Genomic DNA, 24,402 nt, shown 5'->3' with positions numbered 1-24,402 from the left:
GATTCTATGTTCGACTGGCGACGACGTGGAGCTGCGTCGCGATGTCGCGCAGCACGGGATGGTCGGCGGCCGCCTTCTCCAGGGCGATGAGCGCCTCCGCGGCACCCGCCTCGCCGTCGGTGAGCCGGCTCGGGACCAGGTCGGCGAAGATCCGCACGCCGTGGGTCTGGGCGGGCTCGAAACCCGCCTCCCTGAGCAGCGCGGCCAGCTCCTGCGCGGTGAAACGGCGGGGCGTGGGGTCCTTGGCCCCCCAACGGCCCTGGTCGAGGACCTGCCTGGCCTCGTCGAAGTGGCCGGCGACCGCGCGGTGGATCGCCGTGGCCACCGGGTTGGCCGCCAGCACGCTGACCGCGCCGCCCCCGCGCAGCAGGCCGTGGACGGTGGCCAGCGCCCCGGCCGGATCGTCGACGTACTCCAGCACGCTGTGGCACAACACCAGGTCGGCGCTGTCGGCCGGCAGGAGGTCGCCCAGGTCGGAGGCGTCGCCCTGCAGCGCCCGCACCGCCACACCGGCCTCCGCGGCCCGGCGCTCCAGCGCGAACAGCGAGTCGGGGCTCGGGTCGACGACCGTCACCGTGTGTCCGAGCTCGGCCAGCGGTACGGCGAAGCCGCCCGTGCCGCCACCGGCGTCGACGATGTCGAGCCGGTCCCTGCCCGCCAGCACCGCCCGCAGGGCGTCCCACACCACCGCGGTCCGCACCCCCGGAGCTCTCGTGACCCCTTGCAAGCCCGCCTCCTCGTTAGGTCTTGGGCCAGCCTATGCCAGGTGGCAGGCGGGCGGGGGAAGGGTAGGAAGGAGTCCGGGCGATGATCCGGGGGGACACATGGGCGGGGGACACGGGCACGGGCAGGTGAGCGCCACGGCGCAGCACCGCTCACGCATGCTGGTCGTCCTGTGCGTCACCGCGGTGGTCCTGGTGGCCCAGGTGATCGGCGGGCTGGTGGCCAACAGCCTGGCGCTGATCTCCGACGCCCTGCACTCCGCCACCGACGTCACCGGCGTCTTCATGGCCCTGGTCGCCGCCCACTTCGCCGCCAGGCCCGCCACCGACCGGCGCACCTTCGGCTACTACCGGATCGAGATCCTGGCCGCGGTGGCCAACGCGGTGCTGCTGTTCGGCGTGGCGATCTGGGTGTTCTCCCAGGCGTGGGAACGCTTCTTCGCCCCGCCCGAGGTCCAGTCGGGGCTGGTGATCGTCGTGGCGCTGGTGGGCCTGGCGGTCAACGCGGTCTCCATGGTGCTGCTCTACCGCGGCCAGAAGGAGTCGCTCAACGTGCGGGGCGCCTACCTGGAGGTCATGGGCGACCTGCTCGGCTCCGTGGCGGTGCTGGTCGCGGCGATCGCCATCAAGCTGACCGGCTGGTACGTCATCGACCCCGTCGCCTCGGTGGTGGTCGCGGTGATGATCCTCCCCCGGGCCTGGAACCTCCTCAAGGAGGCCGTCGACGTGCTGCTGGAGGCCACGCCCAAGGGCATGGACCTGTCGGACGTGCGCGCGCACCTGCTCGGCCGCGACGGCGTCGTGGACGTGCACGACCTGCACGCCTGGACCCTCACCTCGGGGCTGCCGGTGCTGACCGCGCACATCGTGGTCGACGACTCGCGGCTGGGCGACGGGCGGCTGCTCGACGAGCTGCACGACTGCCTGCGCGGGCACTTCGACGTCGAGCACTCCACGCTGCAGCTGGAGCCGCGCGGGCACCTGGACCACGAGGGGGCCAAACATGCCTGAGCGGGGCGCCTGAAGAGCGCGAGACGGCGGGTGCGCGCGAGGGCCGGTCAGCGCTGGAGGCGTCTGGGCGCGCGCAGGCGCCAGGCTTCGGCCAGCAACTCCCCCAGCTCCTCGTGGCCGATCTCGGCCAGGCGCACCAGCACCGCCGCGTAGCCGTCGTAGTGCGGGGTGGTGAAGAACACGCCGGGATCGGCCGCGACCAGCTCGTGCTTGTGCTCCTCCGCGGCCAGCGGCAGCACCATCACGCCGGGCATCTCGTGCATCCGGGCGAACCACTTCTTCACGACGTAGAACGCGGGCGTGCCGTACATCGGCCGCTCGGAGGTCTCGGGCAGCGCCAGGGCCAGGGTCCGCGCGTCATCCTCAGTGGCCATCCCCCCACGGTATCCCGCGCGCCATCGATCGCGGCGTCCCCGGCGTGGGGTCAGGGGTTGACGCCCAGGGCGTCGAACAGCGCGGCGGCCCGCTCCCGGTGTTCCGCCGCCGCCGCGTCGGCGCCGCAGGCCTGGCGGGCGGCGGCCAGGCCGTGGTGGGCCCGCGCCTCCTCCAGGCGGAGCTCGGACCCGGCGGCCAGGCGCAACGCCTTCTCGTGCGCGGTCACGGCCGACAGCGGGTCGCCCTGGTCGGCCAGGAGCAGGCCGAGCTGGTTGGAGAGCGCGGCCGACACGCTCACCGCGGTGAGCCCCTCGATGAGGGCGAACGCCTCGTCGAGCGCCGCGCGCGCCTCGGGCAGGCGTCCCAGGCACCGCAGCGTGTCGCCGATGGAGCCGACGACGGTGGCCAGCATGACGGGGTCGCCGAGCGCGGTGAGCAGGCGGCGGCTGTCGGCCAGGCTGTCGAGCGCCTGCTCGTGGAGCCCCTGGCCGCACAGCGACTCGGCCACGTGGTGCAGGGCCGCGGCCTCGCCGAGCTGGAAGCCGATCTCGCGGAAGATCGTCAGGGCGCGTTTCAGCGACTCGTCGGCCGGGCCGTACTGTCCGAGCACGATGAGCGTGCCGGCCAGGTCGGAGTGGGCCAGCCCCTGCTTGAGGGCGTTGCCGACCTCCTCGTGGGCGGCAATCGCCTGGCGCTGGCAGCGGAGCGCCTCGGGGTAGTCGCCCAGGTAGTGGTGGAGGTATCCGGCCAGGCCGAGGCACTGCGCCTGGATCCACCGGTCGTCCGCCGCGCCGGCCAGGTCGAGCGCTCGCTGGAGCGAGCCCAGGACCTGGCGGTAGCGGCCGGTGTGCGCCTGTTCGGCCAGGGCGGCGGCGAACAGCGACAGCGCCTCGAACCGCGGCCTGCCCAGGTGGCGGGCGGCCGAGGCGGCCACGTCGCTCAGGGCAGCGCTCTCGGCGAATCGGCCGCGCACCATGAGGTAGGGGTTGAGGTCGGTGGCGATCTGCCACACGTGCTCGTCGTGCCGCCGGTCGGCGACGTGCCCGGCCGCCTGGACGGCGGCGCGGACGGCGGCGATCACGTTGCCGCACTCACCGTCGAGCCAGGCCATCGCGGCCTGCCGGTCGGCGTGGCCCGGCTGGTCGCCCTCCGGCCTGGGCGGGGGCGGGAGCAGGCGCCTGCGGTTGGGGTTGATCAGGTCGTGGGCGGCGTCGGCCAGGTGGCGGTAGTGGTCGAGCAGGCGGGTGAGAGCGGCCTGGCGCTCGGTGTAGGGCTCCTCACGCATGGCCACCTCGTGGGCGTGTTCGCGCACGAGGTCGTGGAAGGTCAGCCGGCCGGTCCTGTGCTCTTCGAGGAGGCTGGCGGTGGCGAGCCGGTCGAGCAGCGGGCCCGCCGCGTCGTGGCCGAGGCCGCACAGGGCGGCGGCGGAGCCCGGGGTGATGTCCTGGCCGGGCATGAGGCCGAGCAGGCGGAACAGGCGGCGCGCGGGCTGCGGGAGCCGGGCGTAGGTCAGCTCCAGCGCGCCGCCGACGGCCATGTCGCCGTCGATCCGTAAGGTGTCGAGCCGCCCGGCGGACAGCGCCGCCACGTAGCCCTCCAGCGCACCGCCCCCCTCACCTGGATCATGGCCCGGGTCCTGGTGGTCGGCCAGGGTGGCCGCGGCGACGCGCAGGGCCAGGGGCAGCGCGCCGCAGAGCCTGACCAGTTCGAGCGCCGCCTCGGGCTCGGCGGCCAGGCTCTCCGGCCCGGCCACCGCGCCCACCAGCTCCAGCGCCTCGTCGACGGGAAGCACGTCGAGGGGCAGGCGCCGCACGCCGTGGCTGGCGACCAGGCCGGTGAGCCTGTCGCGGCTGGTGACGATCACCACGCTGCCGGGCGCCGCCGCCAGCAGGGGCCTGACCTGCTCGGCCGACAGGGCGTTGTCGAGCAGGACGAGCATCCGGCGACCGGCCAGCTGCGAGCGGTAGAGCCCGGCGGCCGCGTCCTCGTCGGGCGGGATCTGGTCGGGCGCGATCCCCAGGGAGCCGAGCAGCCGGGTCAGCGCCTCCAGCGAGCTCATGGCCGGCGCCCGGGAGTAGCCGTGCAGGTTGACGTAGAGCTGCCCGTCGGGGAACTCGTCGGCCATCAGGTGACCGAACCGTACGGCCAGCGCCGTCTTGCCCACGCCCGCGTTTCCCGACACCACGACGATCGGGGCGGTGGTGGAGGAGCCGGGCGACAGGCAGCGCTTCAGCTGGTCGAGATCGGCCACGCGGCCCGCGAACCCGGCCACGTCGGAGGGCAGCTCCGCGGGGACGACCCGGGGGCCGGACGCCGCGGCCGGCGCGGGCTGGAGCTCGGGCGAGTCGTTGAGGATCGCCTCCTGCAGGCGCCGCAGCTCGGGGCCGGGGTCGAGGCCGAGCTCCTCGCCGAGCAGCGTGCGGCCCTCGCGGTAGGTCTCCAGGGCCTCGGCCTTGCGCCCGCACCGGTACAGGGCCAGCATCAGCAGGCCGCGCAGCCGCTCGCGCAGGGGGTGCTCGGCGAGCCAGCCACGCAGTTCGGCGGCGGCCTCGCGGTGGTGGCCGAGGGTGAGCTCCTCCTCCGCCCACTCCTCGGCGGCGGCGGGGCGCAGGTCGTTCCAGCGTTCGGCGGTGACGCTCGTGCCGAGGTCGAGCCCGGCCAGCGCGGGACCGCGCCAGGTGGCCAGGGCCTGGGAGTAGAGCACGGCGGCCGCGGTGTGGCGCCCGCCCGCCGCCGCCTGGCGCGCGGCGGTGACGCTCTCCTCGAAGGAGCGGGCGTCGAGGCTGCCGGTGGCGACGCGGTAGCCCTGGCCGACGGTCTCGATGATCGTCGCCTTGGCTCCCGCCTCGCGCAGGGCCTTGCGGAGGGTGCCGACGGCGATCATGACCTGGTTGCGCACCGAGGAGGGCGGGGGGTGGCCCCACAGGGTGGCCAGCCGGTCGACGGAGACGGTGCGCCCGTAGTCGAGCAGGAGTGTCGCCAGGACCGCCTGGGCCCGTGGACCGCCCAGCTTGACCACACGCCCGTGGACCACGGCTTCGAGCGGACCGAGGATCCTGAACTCGACCTCGTCAACCGCCATGGCGGTCACCGTACCATCGGGCGGCGACGGCGCCGAAGATCCGCGGGAGCGGACCCCGTGGGGCCCGCCGTGCGCATCGCCGCGGACCCCGCCGTGGGCCACACCCTGGGCCACACCCGGGGCCCCGCCGCGGCGCTCCCGGCGGCCGGGGTAAGGCGCGCTCGCCGTCCGGGCTCAGAGCGCGAGCGTGGGCTTGAGGGCCTTGAAGCGCGCGAGCAGCCCGTTGATGAAGGTCGGCGAGTCGTCGGTGGACAGCTCGCTGGCCAGGTGCACCCACTCGCTGATGACCACGCCCTCAGGCACGTCGGGCATCCACAGCAGCTCGTAGGTGCCGCCGCGCAGCAGGTTGCGGTCGACCGCGGGCATACGCTCGAGGGTCCAGCCCTCGGCGTAGGTGGTGATCAGCTCGTCGATGCGGTCACGGTGGCGGACCACGCCTTCGACGATGGCCGAGGTGTATTCGTTGACCGGCGGCTCGGCGCGCGCCACCCGCTCGGCGAGGATGGCGAGCGGGTCGGATTCCCGCAGCTCCGCCTCGAAGAGGATGTCGAGCGCGCGCCGGCGCGCCTTACCGCGTGCGGACATCAGGCGCGGCCGAGGTACTCGCCGCTGCGGGTGTCGACCTTGACCTTCTCGCCGGTCGTGATGAAGAGCGGCACCTTGATCTCGGCGCCGGTCTCGAGGGTGGCCGGCTTGGTGCCGCCGGTGGAGCGGTCGCCCTGCAGGCCCGGCTCGGTGTTGGAGATGATCAGCTCGACCGCGGCGGGCAGGTCGACGTAGAGCGCCGCGCCCTCGTTGAAGGCCACGGTGGCGTTGGTGTTCTCGAGCATGTAGTTGGCGGCGCCGCCGACGGTCTTGGAGGGCACGTTGACCATGTCGAAGGTCTCGGTGTCCATGAAGACGAAGTCGTCGCCGTCCTTGTAGGAGAACTGCATCTCGCGCTTGTCGACGTTGGCCACCTCGACCTTCACGCCGGCGTTGAAGGTCTTGTCGACGACCTTGCCCGAGAGGACGTTCTTGAGCTTGGTGCGCACGAAGGCGCCGCCCTTACCCGGCTTGACGTGCTGGAACTCCACGACGGACCAGAGCTCACCACCGTCGAGCTTCAGCACCAGGCCGTTCTTCAGGTCGTTGGTCGTCGCCACTCGTCATTCTCCCGCGTGCGGCCGCTCAAAGGACGAGCAGCTCCTTGGTCGTCTTGGTGAGGAGTTCCGGGCCCGCGTCGCGGGCCACCAGGGTGTCCTCGATGCGGATCCCGCCCCGGCCGGGGAGGTAGACCCCCGGCTCAACGGTCACAGGAACTCGATCCTCTAGTTTACCGGTACGAGCGGGGCCCAGGAACGGGTCCTCGTGGATCTCCAGGCCGACGCCGTGTCCCAGGCCGTGCCGGAAGTCCTCGCCGTGCCCGGCGGCCTCGATGATCGAGCGGGAGACGGCGTCCAGATCGCCGGCGATCGCCCCGGGTTTGACCGCCTCGACCCCGGCCTGCTGCGCGGCGGCGACCAGGTCGTACAGCTCGCGCTGCCAGTCGGCGGCGTGCCCGACCGCCACGGTCCTGGTCATGTCGGCGTGGTAGCCGCGGTAGCGGGCGCCGAAGTCGATGGTGACGAGGTCGCCGGGGCGCAGCTGCCGGTCGGTCGGCGAGTGGTGGGGCACCGCGCCGTTCTCCCCGGCCGCCACGATGGTGTCGAAGGCGGGCTTGTCGGCGCCCAGCTCGATCATCCTGGCCTCGAGGATGCGGGCGAGGTCCTTCTCCGACACGCCGGGGCGGATGCTGCCGGAGATGTCGCTGAAGGCGCGGTCGGAGATGGCGCACGCCGTACGGAGCAGTTCGATCTCGTGCTCGTCCTTGACCATCCTGAGCTGCTCGACGAGCGGGTCCAGGGGGACGACGCCGTTGAGGCGGCGGAAGGCGGCCACGGTCATGTGGGTGGCCTCGACGCCGACGCCCTGCGCGGCCAGGCGGCCGACCACGTCGCGGTCCTCGACGACCTCGATGTCGAGGCCGCGGGTCATCTCGATGTATCGCGAGTCGGTGGCCAGGGTGGCCGAGCCGTCGGCCCAGACCAGGACGGCCGCGTTGGAGCTGTCCAGTCCGGTCAGGTAGCGCACGTTCACCGGGCGGGTGACCAGCAGTGCGGGCACCCCGGGCAGGATCGCCGCCAGTTGTGCCCGGCGCTCTCCGAAATTGACGGTCATTTCGTCAATGTACGCGTATTGACCTTCGCCTCGCGCCCCGGCTACCGTCCCCAGCAAGTTAGGAAGGTTTCCTAACTTTGGAGGTCTTATGAGATTCGCCGCCGCCGCAGCCGCGCTAGCAGTCGTGATCACAGGGAGTCCCGCGATGGCCTCACCCGGTGCGCAGGGTTTCATCCGGGTCGACCAGGTCGGCTTCGCCCCCGGCGAGGCCAAGCACGCCTACCTGATGACCGAGGCCGGCGCCCCGGCCACCCGCTTCACGGTCGTCGACCGCCGGGGCCGCCAGGTTCTCAGAGGTACGGCGGGGCGTGACCTCGGCACCTGGAACGCCGCCTACCCCCACGTCTACGACCTGGACCTGAGCCGCCTGCGCGCCCCCGGCAACTACCGGATCAAGGCGGGGTCCCTGGTCTCCGCCGAGTTCACGATCGCCCCCTCCGCGCTGCTGGCGGTGCCCGCGGCCAAGATCGTGACCTTCTTCGGCGGCCAGCGCGACGGAGCGCACGCCCTGCGCAAGCCCAGCCACCTCAACGACCGCAGCGCCTCCGTCTACGACTGGCCCGTCTTCACCGGTCCCGACACCGACCAGATCAAGGGCGAGCTGACGAAGATCGGCGGCCCGGTCGACGTCGAGGGCGGCTGGTTCGACGCCGGCGACTACCTCAAGTTCACCCACATCCTGTCCTACGTCGACACGATGCTCTGGGCGGCCAAGAGGGACGGCGCCGTGGACCCGCGCCTGCGCGCCGAGGCCACCCACGGCCTGAAGTACCTCGACAAGATGTGGGACGAGCAGTCCAGGACGCTCTACATCCAGGTCGGCATCGGCGCGGGCAACGCCGAGGGCACCTTCGCCGGCGACCACGACATCTGGCGCCTGCCCGAGGCCGACGACCACGACACGGCCGAGGGACGCCAGTACATCCGCAACCGCCCCGTCTTCCGCGCCGCCGCTCCCGGCGAGCCGATCAGCCCCAACCTCGCCGGCCGTACGGCTGCCGCCTTCGCCCTGGCCGCGCAGGTGGAACCGGACCCGCGCAAGGCCGCGCGGTGGCTCGAGAAGGCCGCCTCCGTCTACGCCATGGCCAGGACCGAGAACGTCGGCCAGCTCGTCACCAGCCTGCCGCATGCGTTCTACCCCGAGAGCGTGTGGCGCGACGACATGGAGCTCGGCGGCGCGCAGCTGGCCCTGGCCGCGCTGAGGCTCGGCGACTCGCGTGCCGGCGAGTGGGTACGGCAGGCCGCGCACTGGGCGGCGCAGTACCTGGAGCACGAGGCGGGCGACACGCTCAACCTCTACGACGTCAGCGCCCTCGCCCACGCCGACCTGGTCAAGGCCCTGCGCAAGTCCCGCGCCACCGGGCTGGCGATCGACGAGGCCGGGCTGATCGCCGGACTGAAGGACCAGCTGGAGATCGGCCTGGCCCGCGCCTCGGCCGACCCCTTCCGCGCCGGGGCGCGCTACGACCAGTTCGACTCCGTGCCGCGCACGTTCGGGCTGGCGGCGACCTCGCGGCTCTACAAGCGGGTGACGGGCGACCGCTCCTACGACGCCTTCGGCACCCAGCAGCGGAACTGGGCGCTCGGCGGCAACCCGTGGGGCGTGTCGTTCGTCGCCGGGGTCGGCGAGAACGCGATCACGTGCCCGCACTACCAGATCTCCAACATCACCGGGAAGCCGGTCGTGGGGGCCGTGGTGAACGGGCCGAACAACGTCTCGCTGTTCGAGGGCGGGCTCGGCGGGCGCTTCGACGAGATGCCCGCGTGCCCGGCCGACGAGGTGGACCGGTACGAGAGGTTCACCGGGCATGACAGCCGGTTCGTGGACGACGTGCGGTCGTGGCAGGCCTCCGAGCCGGCCGACGACTTCGCGGCGATCGCGTTCTACGCGCTGACGCTGATGGCGGGCGACTGACCCTCGGGCGGCCTCTCGCCTCCGGTACGGCATGCGCACTGCTGCCGTACCGGAGGGGGGTCTTTGAACTCAGGGCTCAGGGCTCAGGGCCAGAGCTTGAACTTGGTCAGGAACTCCGCCAGCGATCCGTCACCCCGCACGTCGCCGCGGTCGCGGGCCTGGCCCAGTTCCGCGGCGACCTTGCGCAGATCCCTGATGCCACGATCGACGCGCCCCTGGCGGATCCGCCTGGCGGCGTCGTCGATGTCGCGGTGGGCACGCTGGGCGACGCCCGGCTCGATGGCGCGGGCGTCCTCCTCGTCCTCCACGGCCTCGTGGAAGCGCCCCAGCCACGTGTCCCACCCGCCCGGCGGAGGCACGTCGGTGCGCAGCTCGTAGCTGTCGCCCACCGGCTGCGGCCCGAGCGTCTGGACCGGCCCGACGGTCGAGGGCGGCTCCTGGCTCTCACTGGCGCTCGGCGTCTGCGACGGGGTCGGCTCGGGGGTCGGCTCCTCGGTGACCGTGGTCGGCGTGGCCTGCACGACCGGGTCGGGGGTCTCGGAGCCGCGCGGCCAGAAGGCGAAGGCCGCCACCGCCGCGACGATGATCGCCAGGGCGATGCCCAGCTGCACGAGCATGCGCCTGTCGGGACGGTCGAGGTCTTCGTGCCGCTGCTCGTACAGGGCGGTCTCGTCGCCCAGCGGCTGCTCCATCACCGCGGTGCCGTACACCGGCTGGGACGGCGCCGCGGCCACGGGCTCGCGGGGGGCGCCGAGCGGGCTGGTGAGCGCCTGCCGTACGGCGGACATCGAGGGGCGGGCGGCGGGATCCTTGGCCAGGCACGACTGCACCAGCGTGCCGAGCTCCTCCGGGACGCCCGACAGCCGCTCAGGCTTGGCGGTGCGATGCTGCGCCTCCAGGTCGTCGCCCTCGAACGGCGGCTGGCCGGTGAGCAGCTCGTAGGCGACACAGCCCAGGGCGTAGACGTCGGCGGGCTTGCCGGTCTCCCCGTCGAGCTGCTCGGGCGCGCGGTACGGGGTCACCGGCACCTCGGGCACGGGCAGGCCGTCGCCGAGCAGCCCGAACCCGGTCACCTTGAGCACGCCGCTGCCGGCGCGCCGGACGTCGGCGGGGCTGAGGTTGCCGTGCACGATGCCGGACCGGTGCGCCGCCTCCAGCCCGGACGCGACCTGCCCCAGCACGGTCCGCACCTCGTCGGAGGGGCTGGGGCCCGCCGGGCCCTTGCCGGGCAGGTACTCCATGACGACGAAGCGGTCGCCCACGTCGAGCACGGTCACCACGTTGGGGTGCAGCACCGTGGCGAGCGCCTGCGCCCGGCGGGCGAAGCGGCCCCGCGTGACGGCGTCGCCGCCCTCCTCCAGGAGCTTGACCGCGACGGCCCAGTCCGCCTGCAGGTCGTGACCACGCCAGACCTCGCTGGTGCCGGTGCGGTCGATCACCTCATCCAGCCGGTAACGCCCGCTCAGCACCTGTTCCGGCATCTGTCCATCGCTCACCCAAGACACAATAAAGGGGACGGGGAGCGCCCCTGCCCCATCGGTCACAGCGGTCGCGCGCTTGAAGGAAGAAGAGCCGATGAACTCACGGCCCCCTTCGCACTCCGGGAATTAACGTTTCCAGACGCCCGGCAAAGCGTCGAGGAACACTCCTTCGCCGGCCTTCCGCTGGTCGACGGCCCGATCCAAGATCGTGTCGTTCCGCCAGATTCGGAAGGGAAAACAATGCTGAAGAACATTGTCAAGACCGCCGTCGCCGGAATCGGCTTCGCGGCCGCCACCCTGGCCATCGCCCAGCCCGCCTCCGCCAGCTCGTTCTCCTGGAACGTCGGCGACGGCCTGATCACCTATGTCGACACGGGCAACCGGCTCTGCGTCGAGGCCTACGACAGCGAGGGCGCCCGCTGGGTCGAGGTGCGGATCAACGGCCGGACCTACCGTGACAACAACAACTACTACGGTGACCCGGGCAGCCTGTGCTGGACCGTCAGCCTGACCGAGAACGCCACCTACACGGCGACCGCCCGGTCGTACTGGGGCGAGCGCGGCACCACGATCTCGCGCGGCTCGCGCTCCTTCACCGCCTAGGACACCCCGGATGGCCACCGCGTGATCGTCACGCGGTGGCCATCTGCCGTAACTCTGGTCCCCGTGCGGCAGATCTCCGTGTGGAGGTGCACGTGAGCGACGAGATCCATTACCCGGCGGACCTGACCGACCTGGAAGGGCCGGAGGAACTGCGCGTCGAGTACATCAAGGGGCTGATCGAGACGGCCGCCGAGGACGCGCGCCACGTGACGCTCAACGTGTCTCTCGCCCTGGCCGTGGTCGCCGCGTTCCTCACGCAGCTCCCGCACGAGCTGGTCTTCGGCCAGGCGCTGGCGGTGAGGCTCACGCTCTTCCTCGGGCTGCTCTCGCTCGGCGCCTCGGCGATCGCCTTCTTCGCCTACGTCCGTGCGGTGCACTACGCGCGCATGGCGATCGTGCGCAGCCTCGCCTCGGCGGACGCCAAGCACGCGCGCCAGCTCTGGGCGGGCCGGTACGGGGTGTGGGAGCGCAAGAAGCGGTGGTATCAGGCGGGGCAGATGTTGATGTACGTGGGGCTGGGGCTGGAGGCGCTGAGCATGGCGGTGATCTTCATCCGCGGGTGGCCGCTCGCCTGACCGCGGCGAGATCAGGACCGCGCCTGCACGTGTCCGTCGCCGCGCCGCTGACGAAGAAGAGTGCGTACGGGAGCCACACGTCGCCCGAGCAGTCACGCGAGCCAACGAGACGAGCTGCTGCGGTCTCGAGTGGGCCTCCGGGTTCGCCTACCAGGACGGTCGCTGGCGATACACGCCCACGATCGAGCAGGAAGTCGGCTGGATCACTCCGTTAACGCCGCTACTGGACTTCCGGGCGTGGAACCGCGTGGTCGACGCCGCCTCCGAACAGCACGAAAGGGCGGAGAGCCGAAGCTCCCCGCCCTTTCGCGGTCAGAACGTCAGGCCAGTGCCGGCTCCGTCGTCCGGGTGTTCACCGGCTCGGACGGGGCGTCGTCGAGGTCCTGCGGAGGCGCGTCGTACACGCTGTCGTCCAGCTTGTCCTCCGACCGCCCGACGATCACCGGCACGACCAGCTGTCCCGTCACGTTGGTGGCGGTGCGGATCATGTCGAGGATCGGGTCGATCGCCAGCAGCAGCCCGACCCCCTCCAGGGGCAGCCCGAGGGTGGTGAGCGTGAGGCTGAGCATCACGATCGCGCCGGTCAGGCCCGCGGTGGCCGCCGAGCCGATCACGGACACGAGGGCGATGAGCAGGTAGTCGCCGACTCCGAGCTGGACGCCGAAGATCTGGGCGATGAAGATCGCCGCCAGGGCCGGGTAGACCGAGGCGCAGCCGTCCATCTTGGTCGTCGCGCCGAACGGCACGGCGAAGCTGGCGTAGTCGCGGTCGACGCCCAGGCGCTCGATGGCGACGCGCTGGGTGAGCGGCAGGGTGCCGACGCTGGATCGGGAGACGAAGGCGAGCTCGAAGGCGGGCCAGATCTTCTTGTAGAACTGCAGCGGGCTGACCTTGCCGAAGACTCGCAGCAGCACCGGGTAGATCACGACGAGCACGATGGCGCAGCCGATGTAGACGCCCGCGGTGAGCTTGGCGAAGGGCGCCAGCAGGTCCCAGCCGTAGTTGGCGATCGACTTGCCGATGAGCGCCGCCGTACCGATGGGGGCCAGCCGGATGACCCACCACAGGGCCTTCTGGATCAGTTCGAGCACCGAGCGGGTGAGGTTGAGGAACGGCTCGGCCTTCTCGCCCACGGCGATGGCTGCGGCTCCGAAGACGACGGCCAGGAAGACGATCTGGAGCACGTTCGGCTCGGAGAAGGCGGTGAAGATGTTGGTGGGCACGATGCCGACGAGGAAGTCGAACCAGGTGCCGCGGCCTTCGAGGTCGACCGCTTCTGCCTTGCCGAGGTCGAGGGTGACGCCCTGGCCGGGGTTGATGATCAGGCCGAGGGCGATGGCGAAGGCCACCGCGACCAGGGCGGTGATGAGGAACCACAGCAGGGTCTTGCCCGCCAGCCTGGCGGCGCCGCCGACGTTGCGCAGGTTGGCGATGCTGACGACGATCGCGGTGAAGACGAGCGGCGGCACGGCCAGCTTGAGCAGCTGGACGAAGATCGCGCCGACCTGGGTGAGGGTGGCGGCCAGCCAGGACACGTCCCAGGTTCTGGCCACCAGGCCCATGGCGACGCCCGCCACCAGGCCCAGGAGAAGTTGCAGGGAGAAGCTGAGTCTCTTCACTTGTGGAGCTCCGAAAGATGGGATGAGGAAGGGCGCGAAGAACGGACTCAGCGACAGAGCGTCGCGCCGGTGGCCCGGCACAGGTCGATGTGCAGCCGCTCCACCAGCCACACGTGCGTCACAAGAAACCTCACAGGATTTCTCAACAGACGGTTAACCCACTCAGATTCCCTGAAATAGAGTGATCTGCGTCACATAGAGAGCTCGCGCACCCTCTCGATGAGCTTGATGCGCTCCTCGTGGGTCCTGCCCAGGGGCGCCACGTTGAGCGTGGTGATCCCCGACTCGCGCATCGCCTGGATGCGGTCGCGCACGAAGCCCTCGTCGCCGATGAGCGACATGCCCTCGATGAGCTCCTGCGGCACCAGTGCGGCGGCCTCGTCCTTCTTGCCCGACAGGTACAGCTCCTGGATCTGCTCGGCCTCCTTCTCGAAGCCGTAGCGGCGGGCCAGGTCGTTGTAGAAGTTCTTGCCCTTGGCGCCCATGCCGCCGATGTAGAGCGCGGCCATCGGGCGGCCGAGCTCGATGTAGGGGCGCACTTCCTCGGGCTTGCCGATCGCCAGGAAGGCCTGGCCGACGGTGTCGAGCTCGCCCAGTTCGGGCGAGCGCCTGGCCTTGCCCGCGGCCAGCGAGGCGCCCCAGACGTCGGCGGCCTTTTCCGGCAGGTAGAAGATCGGCTGCCAGGAGTCGGCGATCTCGGCGGCCAGTTCGACGTTCTTCGGGCCGATGGCGGCGATGAGGACGGGGATGTTCTGGCGCACAGGGTGGTTGATCAGCTTGAGCGGCTTGCCGAGGCCGGTGCCGCGCTCGACGGGCAGCGGCAGCGTGTAGTGCTTGCCCTCGTACGTGACACGCTCGCGGGCCCAGACCTTGCGGCAGATCTCGATGACCTCGCGGGTACGGCCCAGCGGAGCGGTGTACGGCACGCCGTGGAAGCCCTCGATCACCTGCGGCCCGGAGGCGCCCAGGCCCAGGGTGAACCGCCCGTCGGAGACGTAGTCGAGTCCGGCCGCGGTCATGGCCAGCAGGGTCGGGGTGCGGGAGTAGATGGGCAGGATGCCGGAGGCGATCTGCAGGCGTTCGGTGCGGGCGGCGATGTATCCGAGCTGGCTGACGGCGTCGAAGCTGTAGGCCTCGGCCACGAACACGATGTCGAGCCCGGCCTTCTCGAAGTCGGCCAGTTCGGCGACGGTCTCCTTGAAACCGCCCGAATAGTTCAGTGCCATCCCGATTCGCATGCCGCGCCCCTCACCAACCGAATCTTGTTCTGTCGCTTCGCATAATAGCCTGGCGGAATGCTGAAGCGGGCTGTGATCGTCGCCTCCTTGCTGCTGGCCGCCGTGCTGGCGCTGCACAGCCTGCTGCCTCCTCTCGAGGGGTTCACCACCATCCTCGAGAGCCTGCTGCCCTGGCTCGGCTGGGGCGTGCCGGTCCTGCTCCTGCTGGCCCTGGCCGCGCGCTCGGGCCTGGCCCTGGCGGCGGCGCTGGTGCCCGGCGCGGTGTGGGCGGTGATGTACGGCGGCACCGCCCTGGCCAACCCTCCGGGGGGCGACAGCGACCTGCGGGTGGGCACGGTCAACGTGGGCGTGGTGAACAACAACTCGGGCGTGGCGGTCAAGACCGTCGCCGGAGAGCTCGACGTGCTGGCCGCCCAGGAGCTGACCCCTGGCGGGCCGGCGGCCAAGCAGCTCAACGCCATGTTCGACAACTCCTACACCGTCTCGACCATCGGCCTGTGGAGCCGCTATCCCATCGTGGAGCGCAAGTCCATCGATCCGGGGCTGGGCTGGAAGCGTGCCCTGCGTGCCGTACTCAAGACGCCGAAGGGCGACGTGACCGTCTACGTCATGCACCTGGGCTCGGCACGGCCGGGCCAGACGGCGGCGCGCGACAAGTCACTGGCCGCCGCGCGCGAGCTGATCGACGACGACCCGAGCGAGCGCATCCTGCTGCTGGGCGACCTCAACACCGCCACCACCGACCGGGCCCTCGACGGCCTGACCCCTCCCCTGCTCAACGCGCAGGCCGAGGCGGGCGACGGGTTCGGCTTCACCTGGCCCTCGACGTTCCCGGTGGTGCGGCCCGACCACGTGCTCTACCGGGGCATGACCGCCACCTGGGCCGACGTGGCCCCGGCGAGCGGCAGCGACCACCGCGCGGCGCTAGCCGCGTTCCGGCTGTAGGTAACGCAGGTCCTCGGGCGTGTCGATGTCGCGGGGATCCCCCGGCACCTCCACCTCCGTGACCAGCTCGGGGTAGGCGCGCAGGAACTCCCTGGCCCCCACGTCGCCGACGGCGTACTCCATCACCTGCTCGAAGTGCTCGCGGGCGACGAGCACCGGGTTGCGGCGCCGTCCCTGGTAGGTGGCCACCGCCACGCCGGCGCCGCTGCCGATCAGCAGGCGCACCGCCTCAGGCTCCACGAAGGGCTGGTCGACCAGGGCGATGACCACCTTCTCCGCCTGCGGCGGCAGTGCCCGCAGGCCGACGCACAGCGAGGAGCCCATGCCGGAGCGCCAGTCGGGGTTCTGCACCACCACCGCCCGCCGCACCTGGAGGGTCGCCGCGCCGAGCACGACGACCACCGGATGGCAGCCGCCCTCCTCCAGCACCCGGACACCGCGGTCGACCAGGCGTTCGCCATCGTGCTCCAGGGCCGCCTTGGGCGTGCCCAGCCGGGTGCCGCCGCCCGCGGCGAGCAGCAGCCCCGCCACCCGAGAGTCCATCATGCCTCCATCGTCGCAGGCTGATCACGATTCCCCGTGGATGCGCCCCTCGGTGTCGGTCAGCGGCCGTCCCGTGCCGCCCCAGCGCAGCTGGATCAGCTCGGCGGCGATCGACACGGCCGTCTCCTCCGGGGTGCGGGCGCCCAGGTCGAGGCCGATGGGCGAGCGCAGGCGGCCCAGCTGCTCCTCCTGCACGCCCGCCTCGCGCAGGCGGTCGAGGCGGTCCTCGTGGGTGCGGCGTGAGCCCATGGCGCCGATGTAGCCGGCGTCGGTCTTCAGCGCCACCTCCAGGAGCGGCACGTCGAACTTGGGGTCGTGGGTGAGCACGCAGATCACAGTGCGCTCGTCGACCGTCTGCGTGGCCAGGTAGTCGTGCGGCCACCTGACGACGACCTCGTCGGCGTCGGGGAACCGCTTGGGCGTGGCGAAGACCGGCCTGGCGTCGCACACGGTCACGTGGTAGCCGAGGAACTTGCCGATCCTGGCCACCGCGGCGGCGAAGTCGATCGCCCCGAAGACCAGCATGCGCGGGGGCGGGGCGAACGACTGCACGAACACCGACAGCTCGTCGAGGCGCCGCTCGCCGTGGCCGCCGTAGTGGCGCACGCCGGTCAGTCCCTGGGCCAGCATGCCCTTGGCGTCGTCGTCGACGGCGTCGTCGAGCCTGGCCACGCCCAGGGTGCCGGACGAACGTTCCGGCCAGATCACCCGGCGGGCGCCGATGACGCCGGGCCCGTCGATGACCGTGGCGACGGCGACGGGCTCGTGGCGCTGGACGGAGCGGTAGATCTCCCCCATCTCCGGATACGTCTCGATGGAGATGGGTTCGATGAGGATGTCGATGATGCCGCCGCAGGTCAGGCCCACGGCGAAGGCGTCGTCGTCGCTCACGCCGTACCGTTGCAGGACCGGCGCCTCCACCTCGGAGGCCAGCTCGAACACCGCGCCCTCGACGCAGCCGCCCGAGACACTGCCCACCACCTCGTCGCCGCGCACCGCCATCGCCGCGCCCGGCGGGCGCGGGGCGCTGCTGAAGGTGCTCACCACCGTGGCCAGGCCGAACCTCAGCCCCGAGCGCCACCAGCGCATGATCTCGGGCAACACGTCACGCATGGACCGGACCTCCCGTCCCTCGCCGCTCCCCCGAGAGCCTTTCCGCCAGATCCTCGTAGGCGGCCAGGCTGTGCCCGGCCACCAGGTCGTCCAGGTACGGCAGGGCCGCACGCATGCCCCCGGTCAGCGGCTGGAAACCCGCGTGCCCCTTGTGCGGGTTGACCCAGATCAACCGGTGCGCCTGGCGCGACAGGCGGGCGACCTGCTCGCCCAGCAGGGCGGGGTCGCCGCGCTCCCAGCCGTCGGAGGCGATGACGGTGATCGCCCCGCGCGCGCTGTGCCGTTTCAGGAAGAAGCGCAGCTCCTCGCCCAGGCGGGTCCCGCCGCTCCAGTCGGGGATGCTCCTCGACACCTCGCGCAGGGCCGTGCCCGGATCCCGGTGGCGCAGCTCCGCGGTGATCGGGGTCAGCCTGGTGCCCACCGAGAACACCCTGGTCGCCCCCGGCTCGCTCCTGACCAGCGCGTGCGCGAAACGCAGCAGCGTCTCGGCGTAGGCGGCCATCGAGCCGCTCACGTCGACGAGCAGGACCACCGTGCGCGGCCTGCTGCCGTGGCGGTGGTGCAGCAGCTCGGCGACGTCGCCGCGCCTGAGCGCCCGGCGGATCGTGCGGGCGCGGTCGAGGGGGCCGCCGCGTGCCGTACGGAACCTGCGCGAGCTGCGCCTGGCGCGGCGGCCCGACAGCAGGCCCAGCAGGCGATGCACCTCGGCGCGCTCGGACTCGGTCAGCGAGGTGACGTCGCGCTGCCGCAGCACCTCCAGCTCGCTGGCGCTGGCGCGCAACGCGCGGCCCTGACCCTCTCCGTCGCCGTCGTCGACCGCGCTCAGGCCCTTGGTCACGGTCCTGACCTGGGCACGTCCGGCGCGCATGCCGCCGAAGTAGGCCTCGAAGCAGCGGTCGTAGCGGGCCAGGTCGTCCTTGGTGGCGCACAGGGTGAGGCGCCCGGCCCAGTACACGCCCCGGCGGTCGGTGACGTCGAGGTGCTCCAGCGCTCTGAGCAGGTGCTGGGTGCGTTCGTGGTCGGCCGCCACCCCGGCCGCCCGCAGAGTGCGGGCGAATCCGATCATGGTGGCGGCGATCGTCATGCGAGCAACCCGTTCGAGACGACGGCCTGCACGTCCTCGCGGTACTTCAGCGCCGCCCCCAGCGTCCTGGCGGCCAGGTCGGGGTCGAGGTCCCTGGCGCCCAGCGTCAGCAGCGCCTGGGTCCAGTCGATCGTCTCGGCGATGCCGGGCGGCTTGACCAGGTCGGCCGCGCGCAGCCGCTCGGCCGCCTTGGCGACCTGCAACGCCAGCTGCTCTCCGCAGCCGGGCACCTTGCGCAGCAGGATCGCCACCTCCCGGTCGAAGTCGGGGTGCTCCAGCCAGTGGTAGAGGCAGCGGCGCTTGAGCGCGTCGTGCACCTCGCGGGTGCGGTTGGAGGTCACCACCACGACCGGTGGCGTCGAGGCCTTGACGGTGCCCAGCTCGGGGATGCTGATCGTGAAGTCGGACAGCACCTCCAGCAGGAACGCCTCGAACTCGTCGTCGGCCCGGTCGACCTCGTCGACCAGCAGCACGCTGGGCTGCGTCTCGATCGCCTGGAGCAGCGGCCGGGCGATGAGGAACCGCCGGTCGTAGACCTCGGCCTCCAGCCGGCCCACGTCGTGCACGCCGCCCGCCTCGGCGGCCTTGAGGTGCAGGAGCTGCCGGGCGAAGTCCCAGTCGTAGAGGGCCTGGGCCGCGTCGATGCCCTCGTAGCACTGCAGGCGGATGAGCGGCGCCTTCAGCAGCCCGGCCAGCGCCTTGGCCAGCTCGGTCTTCCCGACGCCCGCGTCGCCTTCGAGGAAGAGCGGCCGGCCCATGCGCAGGGCGAGGAAGGCCGCGGTGGCCAGGCCTTCGTCGGCCAGGTAGGCATGCCGGTCGAGCAGCTCGACGAGCTTGTCCGGCGACTCGATGTTCATTGCCCTGATTGTCCGCCGCAGCACGCTTTCAGGCTACTGCGCCACTCGGAAAGCGGAAGGGCCGATCACTCCAGGCGGGCCTTGGCCCACGACAGGGCCTCTTCGTAGTCGACGGAGCCGAACACCACGAGCCCGCCGGGGCCCGGGTTGACCACCAGGTCAGCGAGCTCCCGGGTGGCCACCACGCTCGCGTAGCCGCAGCACCAGCGGGCGATCTGCTCCGCGTGCTCGGCCCAGAAGGCGTGGATGCCCTCCAGGGCGCCCTTCTGGGGCGCCTGGCGGTCGCGCTGGTCGACCACGATCGCGAAGCGGGTGTCCTCCGCGCGGGCCCGGTCGAGCACCTCGCTCAGGCCGGCGGCGAGGGACTCGGCCTCCTCGACGGTCAGGCGGCCGCCCTGGACGGCGCGGAGCAGGGGCCAGGAGGTCAGGTCGACCGAGGCGGGCATTCAGATGTCCTTGGAGTCGCTGTGGTCACGGATGAGGGCGTCGAGTTCGGCCAGGGCACGGGCGGAGTTGGCCTTCTCCGAGCCCTGGATGCCCATCACGCCGACGGAGGTGCCGTCGGAGAAGTCGATCTTGGGCCAGGGTTCGCCGGGGACCATGCCCACGTCGATGATCTCCGGCCAGGTGCGGCGGTGGGTCCTGAGCGCGTTGACGATCGTCAGTCCCCGCTCGTCGGCGGTCACCCGCACCCGCGCCAGCAGGTGGAGGATGCCGGCGACGAGGCCGGCGAACAGGACCAGGAAGAGCCGGTCGAGCCAGGTCCACGGCTCGGCCATGGCCAAAGCCATGACCACCGCGCCGATCATGATCAGCGCCGCGAAGCCGTACGCGACGAACCGCGTGCGGTGGGGGCGCCAGGTCACGGGCAGGGCCGGAGGATTCACCCGGTCAACCTACCAGCGGCGATGGACGCCCCCATGGCGGCAGGGGGGGTCAGAGCCGTCGGAGCAGCAGCGCGGTCTCCAGGGCGGCCACGGTCGACTCGTACCCCTTGTCCTCGACGCTGCCCGGCAGGCCGCTGCGGTCGAGGGCCTGGTCGAGGGTGTCGCAGGTGAGCACGCCGTTGCCGACCGGCGTCTCCTCGTCGAGCGAGACCCGCGTCAGCCCCGAGGTGACCGAGTCGCAGACGTAGTCGAAGTGCGCCGTCTCGCCGCGGATGACCGCGCCGAGCGCCACCACCGCGTCGAACCGCCGCGCCAGCGCCTGCGCCACGACCGGGATCTCCAGCGACCCCGGCACGCGCACCACCGTCGGGCTGGCCCCGCTGTCCTCACACGCCTGTACGGCACGCGCCACGAGCTGGTCGGTGATCTTCCCGTGCCAGCTGGCCGCGACGATGCCCACGCTCAGCCCCTCGGCCTCGACCGAAGCCACCGCGGGCCGCCCTGCTCCACTCATGTCAGATGTCCCAATCGTTCCTGCTTGGCCTTCAGGTATCTCTCGTTGTGCGGGTTGAGCGCCACCGGCATCGGCTCGCGGCCCAGCACCTTGATGCCGTAGCCGTCCATGCCGCGCAGCTTGGCCGGATTGTTGGTGGCCAGCCTGATCGACTTGATGCCGAGGTCGGCCAGCATCTGCCCGGCGTTGGAGAACTCCCGGGCGTCGACCGGCAGTCCCAGCTCCAGGTTGGCGTCGACGGTGTCGCTGCCGTTGTCCTGCAGGCCGTAGGCCTTCAGCTTGGCCAGCAGGCCGATACCGCGGCCCTCGTGGCCCCGCAGGTAGACGACCACGCCGCGGCCCTCCTCGGCGATCATCGCCATGGCGTTGTCGAGCTGCACGCCGCAGTCGCATCGCAGGGATCCGAAGACGTCGCCGGTCAGGCACTCGGAGTGGGCGCGGACCAGGATGTTCTCGCCGTCTTCAAGGTCGCCCAGGACCAGCGCCACGTGCTCGCCGCCGTCGAGGGCGCTGGCGTAGCCGTAGGCCTGCCACTCGCCGTAACGGTTGGGCAGGCGGGTCTGGGCGACCCTGGTGACCATGCTCTCCGTGCGGCGCCGGTAGTCGACCAGCTGCTCGATGGAGACCAGCGCCAGGTCGTGCTCGTCGGCGAAGACGCGCAGCTCGGGCAGCCTGGCCATGGTGCCGTCGTCGTTGACGATCTCTGCCAGGACCCCGGCGGGCGCCAGCCCGGCCATGCGAGCCAGGTCGACCGCCGCCTCGGTGTGGCCCCGCCGTACCAGGACCCCGCCGGGCCGGTAGCGCAGCGGGAAGATGTGGCCGGGCCGTACGAGCTCGTCGGGCTCGGTGGCGGGGTCGGCCAGCGCGCGGATGGTCAGAGCGCGGTCGGCGGCCGAGATGCCGGTGGTCACGCCGTCACGGGCGTCGACGCTGATGGTGTAGGCGGTGCGCAGCCGCTCGCGGTTCTGGTGCACCATGAGCGGCAGGCCGAGCCGGTCGAGCTCGTCGCCCTCCATCGGCACGCAGATGACGCCGCTGGTGTGGCGGATGGTGAAGGCGAGCAGCTCGGGCGTGGCCTTCGAGGCGGCGAAGATGAGGTCGCCCTCGTTCTCGCGGTTCTCGTCGTCGACCACGACGATCGGGCGGCCGCAGCGCATGTCCTCGATCGCCCGCTCGATGGAGTCGAGCATCGTCATGCGGTCACCCCCTGCGGTCGCGACTGCTTGAGCCAGTTGAAGAAGCCCACCAGGGCCAGGACGAAGAAGACGACGTAGACGGAGCCGTTGAAGTAGATGCCGCCGCGGAAGGCGACCGGCACGCCGACGAGGTCGACCAGGATCCAGATGAGCCAGAACTCCACCAGCGCCTTGCTCATCGCCCAGGTGGCCACCACGCCGCCGACGAAGATGTAGGCGTCGGCCGCGATGAGGAAGTAGCGCTCGGGCGGCTCGGAGTACTGGCCCCACGACCAGCCGGTGACGTAGAACAGCACCCAGAACAGCGCCGTGCCCCCGACGAGGGCGATCAGCATGCCGATCCGCTCGCGCGAGGTGCCCTGGCGGATGACCAGCTCACCCTCGTCGCGGATGCCGCGCTGCCACTTGACGAAGCCGTAGACGGCCAGGCCGGCCATCATGATGTTCTTCAGCACGCTGCCGGTCGCCGGGATGGTGGCGTAGGCCATGGCCAGCAGCACCGCGGCGACGAACTGGATCGGCCAGTTCCAGATCGACTTGCGCATCGCCAGCACGACCGGCACCAGGGCGGCCAGGCTGCCCACGAAGTCGGTCCACAGGACGTGCAGGCCGAACAGTTCGAATCCCGACTCCGCCCAGTTCATCGCGCCACCAGCTTCTCCACGTACTTCGCGATCACGTCGACCTCGAGGTTGACCTGCTCGCCCGGCTGCTTGGCGCCCAGGTTCGTCAGCTGCAGCGTGGTCGGGATCAGGCTGATCCCGAAGCTGGTCGCGCCGACCTTGGTCACCGTGAGGCTCACCCCGTCGACGGCGATCGAGCCCTTCTCCACCACATAACGGTTCAAGTCGGCGGGCAGGGCGACGGTCACGTCGTCCCAGTGCTCGCCCGGCTCCCTGGCCAGGATCGTGCCCACACCGTCGACATGGCCCTGCATGATGTGCCCGCCCAGCCGCTGGTCGGCCCGTACGGCACGCTCGAGGTTGACCTTCGAGCCGCTCACGAGCCCACCGAGCGAGCTGCGCTCGAGGGTCTCCCTCATCACGTCGACCGTGAAGACCTCGCCCTCGACGGTCACCACGGTCAGGCACACGCCGTTGACCGCGATGGAGTCGCCGTGGCCGGCGTCCCCGGTCACGATCTTGCCTCTCACGCTCAGCCGGGCCGCCTCGCCCAGCTGTTCCAGGGCGACGACCTCGCCCTGCTCCTCCACGATTCCGGTGAACATCACCGCTCCTTCATCTCTAGGGGGTGTGCGATGATCCGCAGATCCGGCCCGATCAGCCGGATGTCCTGGTAGTGCCATCGGTGGATGCCGGCGATGGTGCCGACGCCCGCCGGGCCCACCGCCGCCCGGCCCTCGCCCAGGAAGGCCGGGGCGAGGTAGGCGACGACTCGGTCGATCAGCCCGTCTCTCAGGAAGGAACCCGCCAGGGTCGCCCCTCCTTCCAGGAACACGCTGACCACGCCCCTGCCGGCCAGCTCCTTGAGCAGGGCGCGCAGGTCGAGGCCGTGTTCGGTCCTGGGCAGGCGGACCAGGTCGGCGTCGGGGCGCGCGTCGGCGTCGTCGGCGACCGCCACCAGGGTGGGCGCCTGGCCGTCGAGGACCCTGGCCGTCGGCGGCGTGCGGCCGTCGGCGTCGACCACGACGCGCAGGAGACGCTTGCCCGGCCCGGGCGCCCCCTCAGGCGCGCGGTCCGCGGTGAGGTCGAGGGTGGGGCGTGCGGTCAGGCGGGGGTCGTCGGCCAGGATCGTGCCGATCCCGGCCACGATGGCGTCGGCCTCGGCCCGCAGCCGGTGCACGTCGGCGCGCGCCTCGGCGGAGGTGATCCACTGGCTGCTGCCGTCGGCCGCGGCCGAGCGTCCGTCGAGGGTGGCGGCGAACTTCCAGGTCACGTACGGCCGGCCGAGCCGTACGGAGGTCAGCCATTCGATGTTGACCGCCTCGGCCCGCTCCGCCAGCAGGCCCTGCTCGACCGTCACCCCGTGGGCACGCAGCCGGTCGGCGCCTCCGCCGGCGCGGGGGTTGGGGTCGGCGACGGCGTGGACGACCCTGGCGACGCCGGCGGCGAGCAGTGCCTCGGAGCACGGCCCGGTGCGGCCGGTGTGGTCGCAGGGTTCGAGGGTGACGTAGGCGGTGCCGCCGCGGGCGAGCTCGCCCGCCTGGCTCAGGGCGGCGATCTCGGCGTGCGGGCCGCCGGCGTAGGCGTGGTAGCCCTCGCCCACGACCTCGCCGGAAGCGCTGGTGATGACGCATCCGACGACGGGGTTGGGGCTGGTGGTGCCACGCCCGAGAGCGGCCAGCTCGACGGCGCGTGCCATGTGCGCCTGGTCGGGACCGGTGGGATCGGCCACCCCTGGACCTCCTCGTTACGCAAGGAGCGGTCCCCGGGGTCACATAAGGGTGCCAAAGCACCACAGCGGCGCCCAGCCTGCACGGCCG

At 71.7% G+C, this 24,402-nt stretch carries 25 protein-coding genes; 5 read left to right on the top strand and 20 right to left on the bottom strand.

The genetic code is table 11. The annotated features are described in order from the left end of the window. Positions 1 to 4: 4 nt before the first annotated feature. Positions 5 to 727 carry a methyltransferase domain-containing protein gene (locus HNR30_RS05030; protein ID WP_220133171.1) on the bottom strand — a complete coding sequence of 241 codons (723 nt, stop codon included), beginning with the start codon at positions 725 to 727 and terminating at the stop codon, positions 5 to 7. A gap of 97 nt (positions 728 to 824) precedes the next feature. On the opposite strand from HNR30_RS05030, the gene HNR30_RS05025 reads away from it, so the two are divergent. After that, on the top strand, positions 825 to 1,733 hold the full coding sequence (locus tag HNR30_RS05025; protein WP_181608440.1) for a cation diffusion facilitator family transporter: 909 nt from the start codon (positions 825 to 827) through the stop codon (positions 1,731 to 1,733). 47 nt (positions 1,734 to 1,780) lie between these two features. Here the strand turns inward: HNR30_RS05025 and HNR30_RS05020 are convergent, their stop codons facing one another. The 5 genes from HNR30_RS05020 to HNR30_RS05000 form a co-directional block, all read right to left on the bottom strand. Next, positions 1,781 to 2,107 (bottom strand): MmcQ/YjbR family DNA-binding protein, encoded by a 327-nt coding sequence (locus tag HNR30_RS05020; protein WP_181608439.1) that lies wholly within the window; start codon positions 2,105 to 2,107, stop codon positions 1,781 to 1,783. Between the two features lie 50 nt (positions 2,108 to 2,157). Beyond that, entirely contained in the window at positions 2,158 to 5,190 is a 3,033-nt protein-coding gene (locus tag HNR30_RS05015; RefSeq protein WP_181608438.1) for an AfsR/SARP family transcriptional regulator, read from the bottom strand. Between the two features lie 174 nt (positions 5,191 to 5,364). Next, a complete protein-coding gene (gene nusB, locus HNR30_RS05010) occupies positions 5,365 to 5,775 on the bottom strand; it encodes a transcription antitermination factor NusB (protein WP_181608437.1) in 411 nt (136 codons plus the stop codon). Further along, positions 5,775 to 6,335, bottom strand: a complete 561-nt coding sequence (gene efp, locus HNR30_RS05005; RefSeq protein ID WP_181608436.1) for an elongation factor P — start codon at positions 6,333 to 6,335, stop codon at positions 5,775 to 5,777. The genes nusB and efp overlap by 1 nt, the downstream gene beginning before the upstream one ends. A 25-nt stretch (positions 6,336 to 6,360) precedes the next feature. Then, a complete protein-coding gene (locus HNR30_RS05000; protein ID WP_181608435.1) occupies positions 6,361 to 7,389 on the bottom strand; it encodes a M24 family metallopeptidase in 1,029 nt (342 codons plus the stop codon). A 145-nt stretch (positions 7,390 to 7,534) separates the two neighbouring features. Between HNR30_RS05000 and HNR30_RS04995 the strand changes: the two genes are divergently transcribed. After that, positions 7,535 to 9,304, top strand: a complete 1,770-nt coding sequence (locus tag HNR30_RS04995) for a glycoside hydrolase family 9 protein (RefSeq protein ID WP_246377152.1) — start codon at positions 7,535 to 7,537, stop codon at positions 9,302 to 9,304. 83 nt (positions 9,305 to 9,387) lie between these two features. Here HNR30_RS04995 and HNR30_RS04990 read toward each other — a convergent pair whose 3' ends face one another. Continuing rightward, a complete protein-coding gene (locus tag HNR30_RS04990) occupies positions 9,388 to 10,800 on the bottom strand; it encodes a serine/threonine-protein kinase (RefSeq protein ID WP_181608433.1) in 1,413 nt (470 codons plus the stop codon). Between the two features lie 225 nt (positions 10,801 to 11,025). On the opposite strand from HNR30_RS04990, the gene HNR30_RS04985 reads away from it, so the two are divergent. Together HNR30_RS04985 and HNR30_RS04980 are read left to right on the top strand one after the other, a co-directional pair. After that, complete coding sequence (locus HNR30_RS04985; protein ID WP_181608432.1) at positions 11,026 to 11,388, top strand: hypothetical protein; 363 nt, start codon at positions 11,026 to 11,028, stop codon at positions 11,386 to 11,388. Positions 11,389 to 11,480: 92 nt separating this feature from the next. Next, positions 11,481 to 11,963 carry a hypothetical protein gene (locus HNR30_RS04980; protein ID WP_181608431.1) on the top strand — a complete coding sequence of 161 codons (483 nt, stop codon included), beginning with the start codon at positions 11,481 to 11,483 and terminating at the stop codon, positions 11,961 to 11,963. 320 nt (positions 11,964 to 12,283) lie between these two features. On the opposite strand, the gene HNR30_RS04975 is transcribed toward HNR30_RS04980, so the two are convergent. Then, positions 12,284 to 13,582: a dicarboxylate/amino acid:cation symporter gene (locus HNR30_RS04975; RefSeq protein WP_181608430.1), complete on the bottom strand. Its 1,299-nt coding sequence runs from the start codon at positions 13,580 to 13,582 to the stop codon at positions 12,284 to 12,286. A 191-nt stretch (positions 13,583 to 13,773) separates the two neighbouring features. Beyond that, positions 13,774 to 14,820, bottom strand: coding sequence for an LLM class F420-dependent oxidoreductase (locus HNR30_RS04970; protein WP_181608429.1), 1,047 nt, complete (start codon positions 14,818 to 14,820; stop codon positions 13,774 to 13,776). Positions 14,821 to 14,877: 57 nt separating this feature from the next. Between HNR30_RS04970 and HNR30_RS04965 the strand changes: the two genes are divergently transcribed. After that, on the top strand, positions 14,878 to 15,765 hold the full coding sequence (locus tag HNR30_RS04965) for an endonuclease/exonuclease/phosphatase family protein (RefSeq protein WP_181608428.1): 888 nt from the start codon (positions 14,878 to 14,880) through the stop codon (positions 15,763 to 15,765). Here the strand turns inward: HNR30_RS04965 and HNR30_RS04960 are convergent. From HNR30_RS04960 to ribD, 11 genes are all read right to left on the bottom strand, one after another. After that, a complete protein-coding gene (locus HNR30_RS04960) occupies positions 15,745 to 16,308 on the bottom strand; it encodes a nucleotidyltransferase family protein (RefSeq protein ID WP_181608956.1) in 564 nt (187 codons plus the stop codon). The genes HNR30_RS04965 and HNR30_RS04960 overlap by 21 nt on opposite strands. Before the next feature lie 24 nt (positions 16,309 to 16,332). Then, positions 16,333 to 17,421 carry an XdhC family protein gene (locus tag HNR30_RS04955; protein WP_181608427.1) on the bottom strand — a complete coding sequence of 363 codons (1,089 nt, stop codon included), beginning with the start codon at positions 17,419 to 17,421 and terminating at the stop codon, positions 16,333 to 16,335. Then, positions 17,414 to 18,505 carry a vWA domain-containing protein gene (locus HNR30_RS04950; RefSeq protein ID WP_181608426.1) on the bottom strand — a complete coding sequence of 364 codons (1,092 nt, stop codon included), beginning with the start codon at positions 18,503 to 18,505 and terminating at the stop codon, positions 17,414 to 17,416. Before HNR30_RS04950 ends, HNR30_RS04955 begins: the two co-directional genes overlap by 8 nt. Next, positions 18,502 to 19,362, bottom strand: a complete 861-nt coding sequence (locus tag HNR30_RS04945) for an AAA family ATPase (RefSeq protein ID WP_181608425.1) — start codon at positions 19,360 to 19,362, stop codon at positions 18,502 to 18,504. Before HNR30_RS04945 ends, HNR30_RS04950 begins: the two co-directional genes overlap by 4 nt. A gap of 65 nt (positions 19,363 to 19,427) precedes the next feature. Next, positions 19,428 to 19,808, bottom strand: a complete 381-nt coding sequence (locus tag HNR30_RS04940) for a hypothetical protein (RefSeq protein WP_181608424.1) — start codon at positions 19,806 to 19,808, stop codon at positions 19,428 to 19,430. Continuing rightward, complete coding sequence (locus tag HNR30_RS04935) at positions 19,809 to 20,249, bottom strand: PH domain-containing protein (protein WP_312894233.1); 441 nt, start codon at positions 20,247 to 20,249, stop codon at positions 19,809 to 19,811. A gap of 49 nt (positions 20,250 to 20,298) precedes the next feature. After that, a complete protein-coding gene (ribH, locus tag HNR30_RS04930; RefSeq protein WP_181608423.1) occupies positions 20,299 to 20,763 on the bottom strand; it encodes a 6,7-dimethyl-8-ribityllumazine synthase in 465 nt (154 codons plus the stop codon). Continuing rightward, complete coding sequence (locus HNR30_RS04925) at positions 20,760 to 21,959, bottom strand: bifunctional 3,4-dihydroxy-2-butanone-4-phosphate synthase/GTP cyclohydrolase II (RefSeq protein ID WP_281389484.1); 1,200 nt, start codon at positions 21,957 to 21,959, stop codon at positions 20,760 to 20,762. Before HNR30_RS04925 ends, ribH begins: the two co-directional genes overlap by 4 nt. Continuing rightward, complete coding sequence (gene pnuC, locus HNR30_RS04920; RefSeq protein ID WP_181608422.1) at positions 21,956 to 22,603, bottom strand: nicotinamide riboside transporter PnuC; 648 nt, start codon at positions 22,601 to 22,603, stop codon at positions 21,956 to 21,958. The genes HNR30_RS04925 and pnuC overlap by 4 nt, the downstream gene beginning before the upstream one ends. Beyond that, positions 22,600 to 23,187, bottom strand: coding sequence for a riboflavin synthase (locus HNR30_RS04915; protein ID WP_181608421.1), 588 nt, complete (start codon positions 23,185 to 23,187; stop codon positions 22,600 to 22,602). Before HNR30_RS04915 ends, pnuC begins: the two co-directional genes overlap by 4 nt. Continuing rightward, positions 23,187 to 24,314: a bifunctional diaminohydroxyphosphoribosylaminopyrimidine deaminase/5-amino-6-(5-phosphoribosylamino)uracil reductase RibD gene (ribD, locus tag HNR30_RS04910; RefSeq protein ID WP_312894232.1), complete on the bottom strand. Its 1,128-nt coding sequence runs from the start codon at positions 24,312 to 24,314 to the stop codon at positions 23,187 to 23,189. The genes HNR30_RS04915 and ribD overlap by 1 nt, the downstream gene beginning before the upstream one ends. Positions 24,315 to 24,402: the final 88 nt, after the last annotated feature.

Source organism: Nonomuraea soli (genome assembly GCF_013761175.1).
GTDB classification, from domain to species: Bacteria; Actinomycetota; Actinomycetes; order Streptosporangiales; family Streptosporangiaceae; genus Nonomuraea; species Nonomuraea soli.
This window is presented reverse-complemented; position numbering and strand designations above follow the sequence as displayed.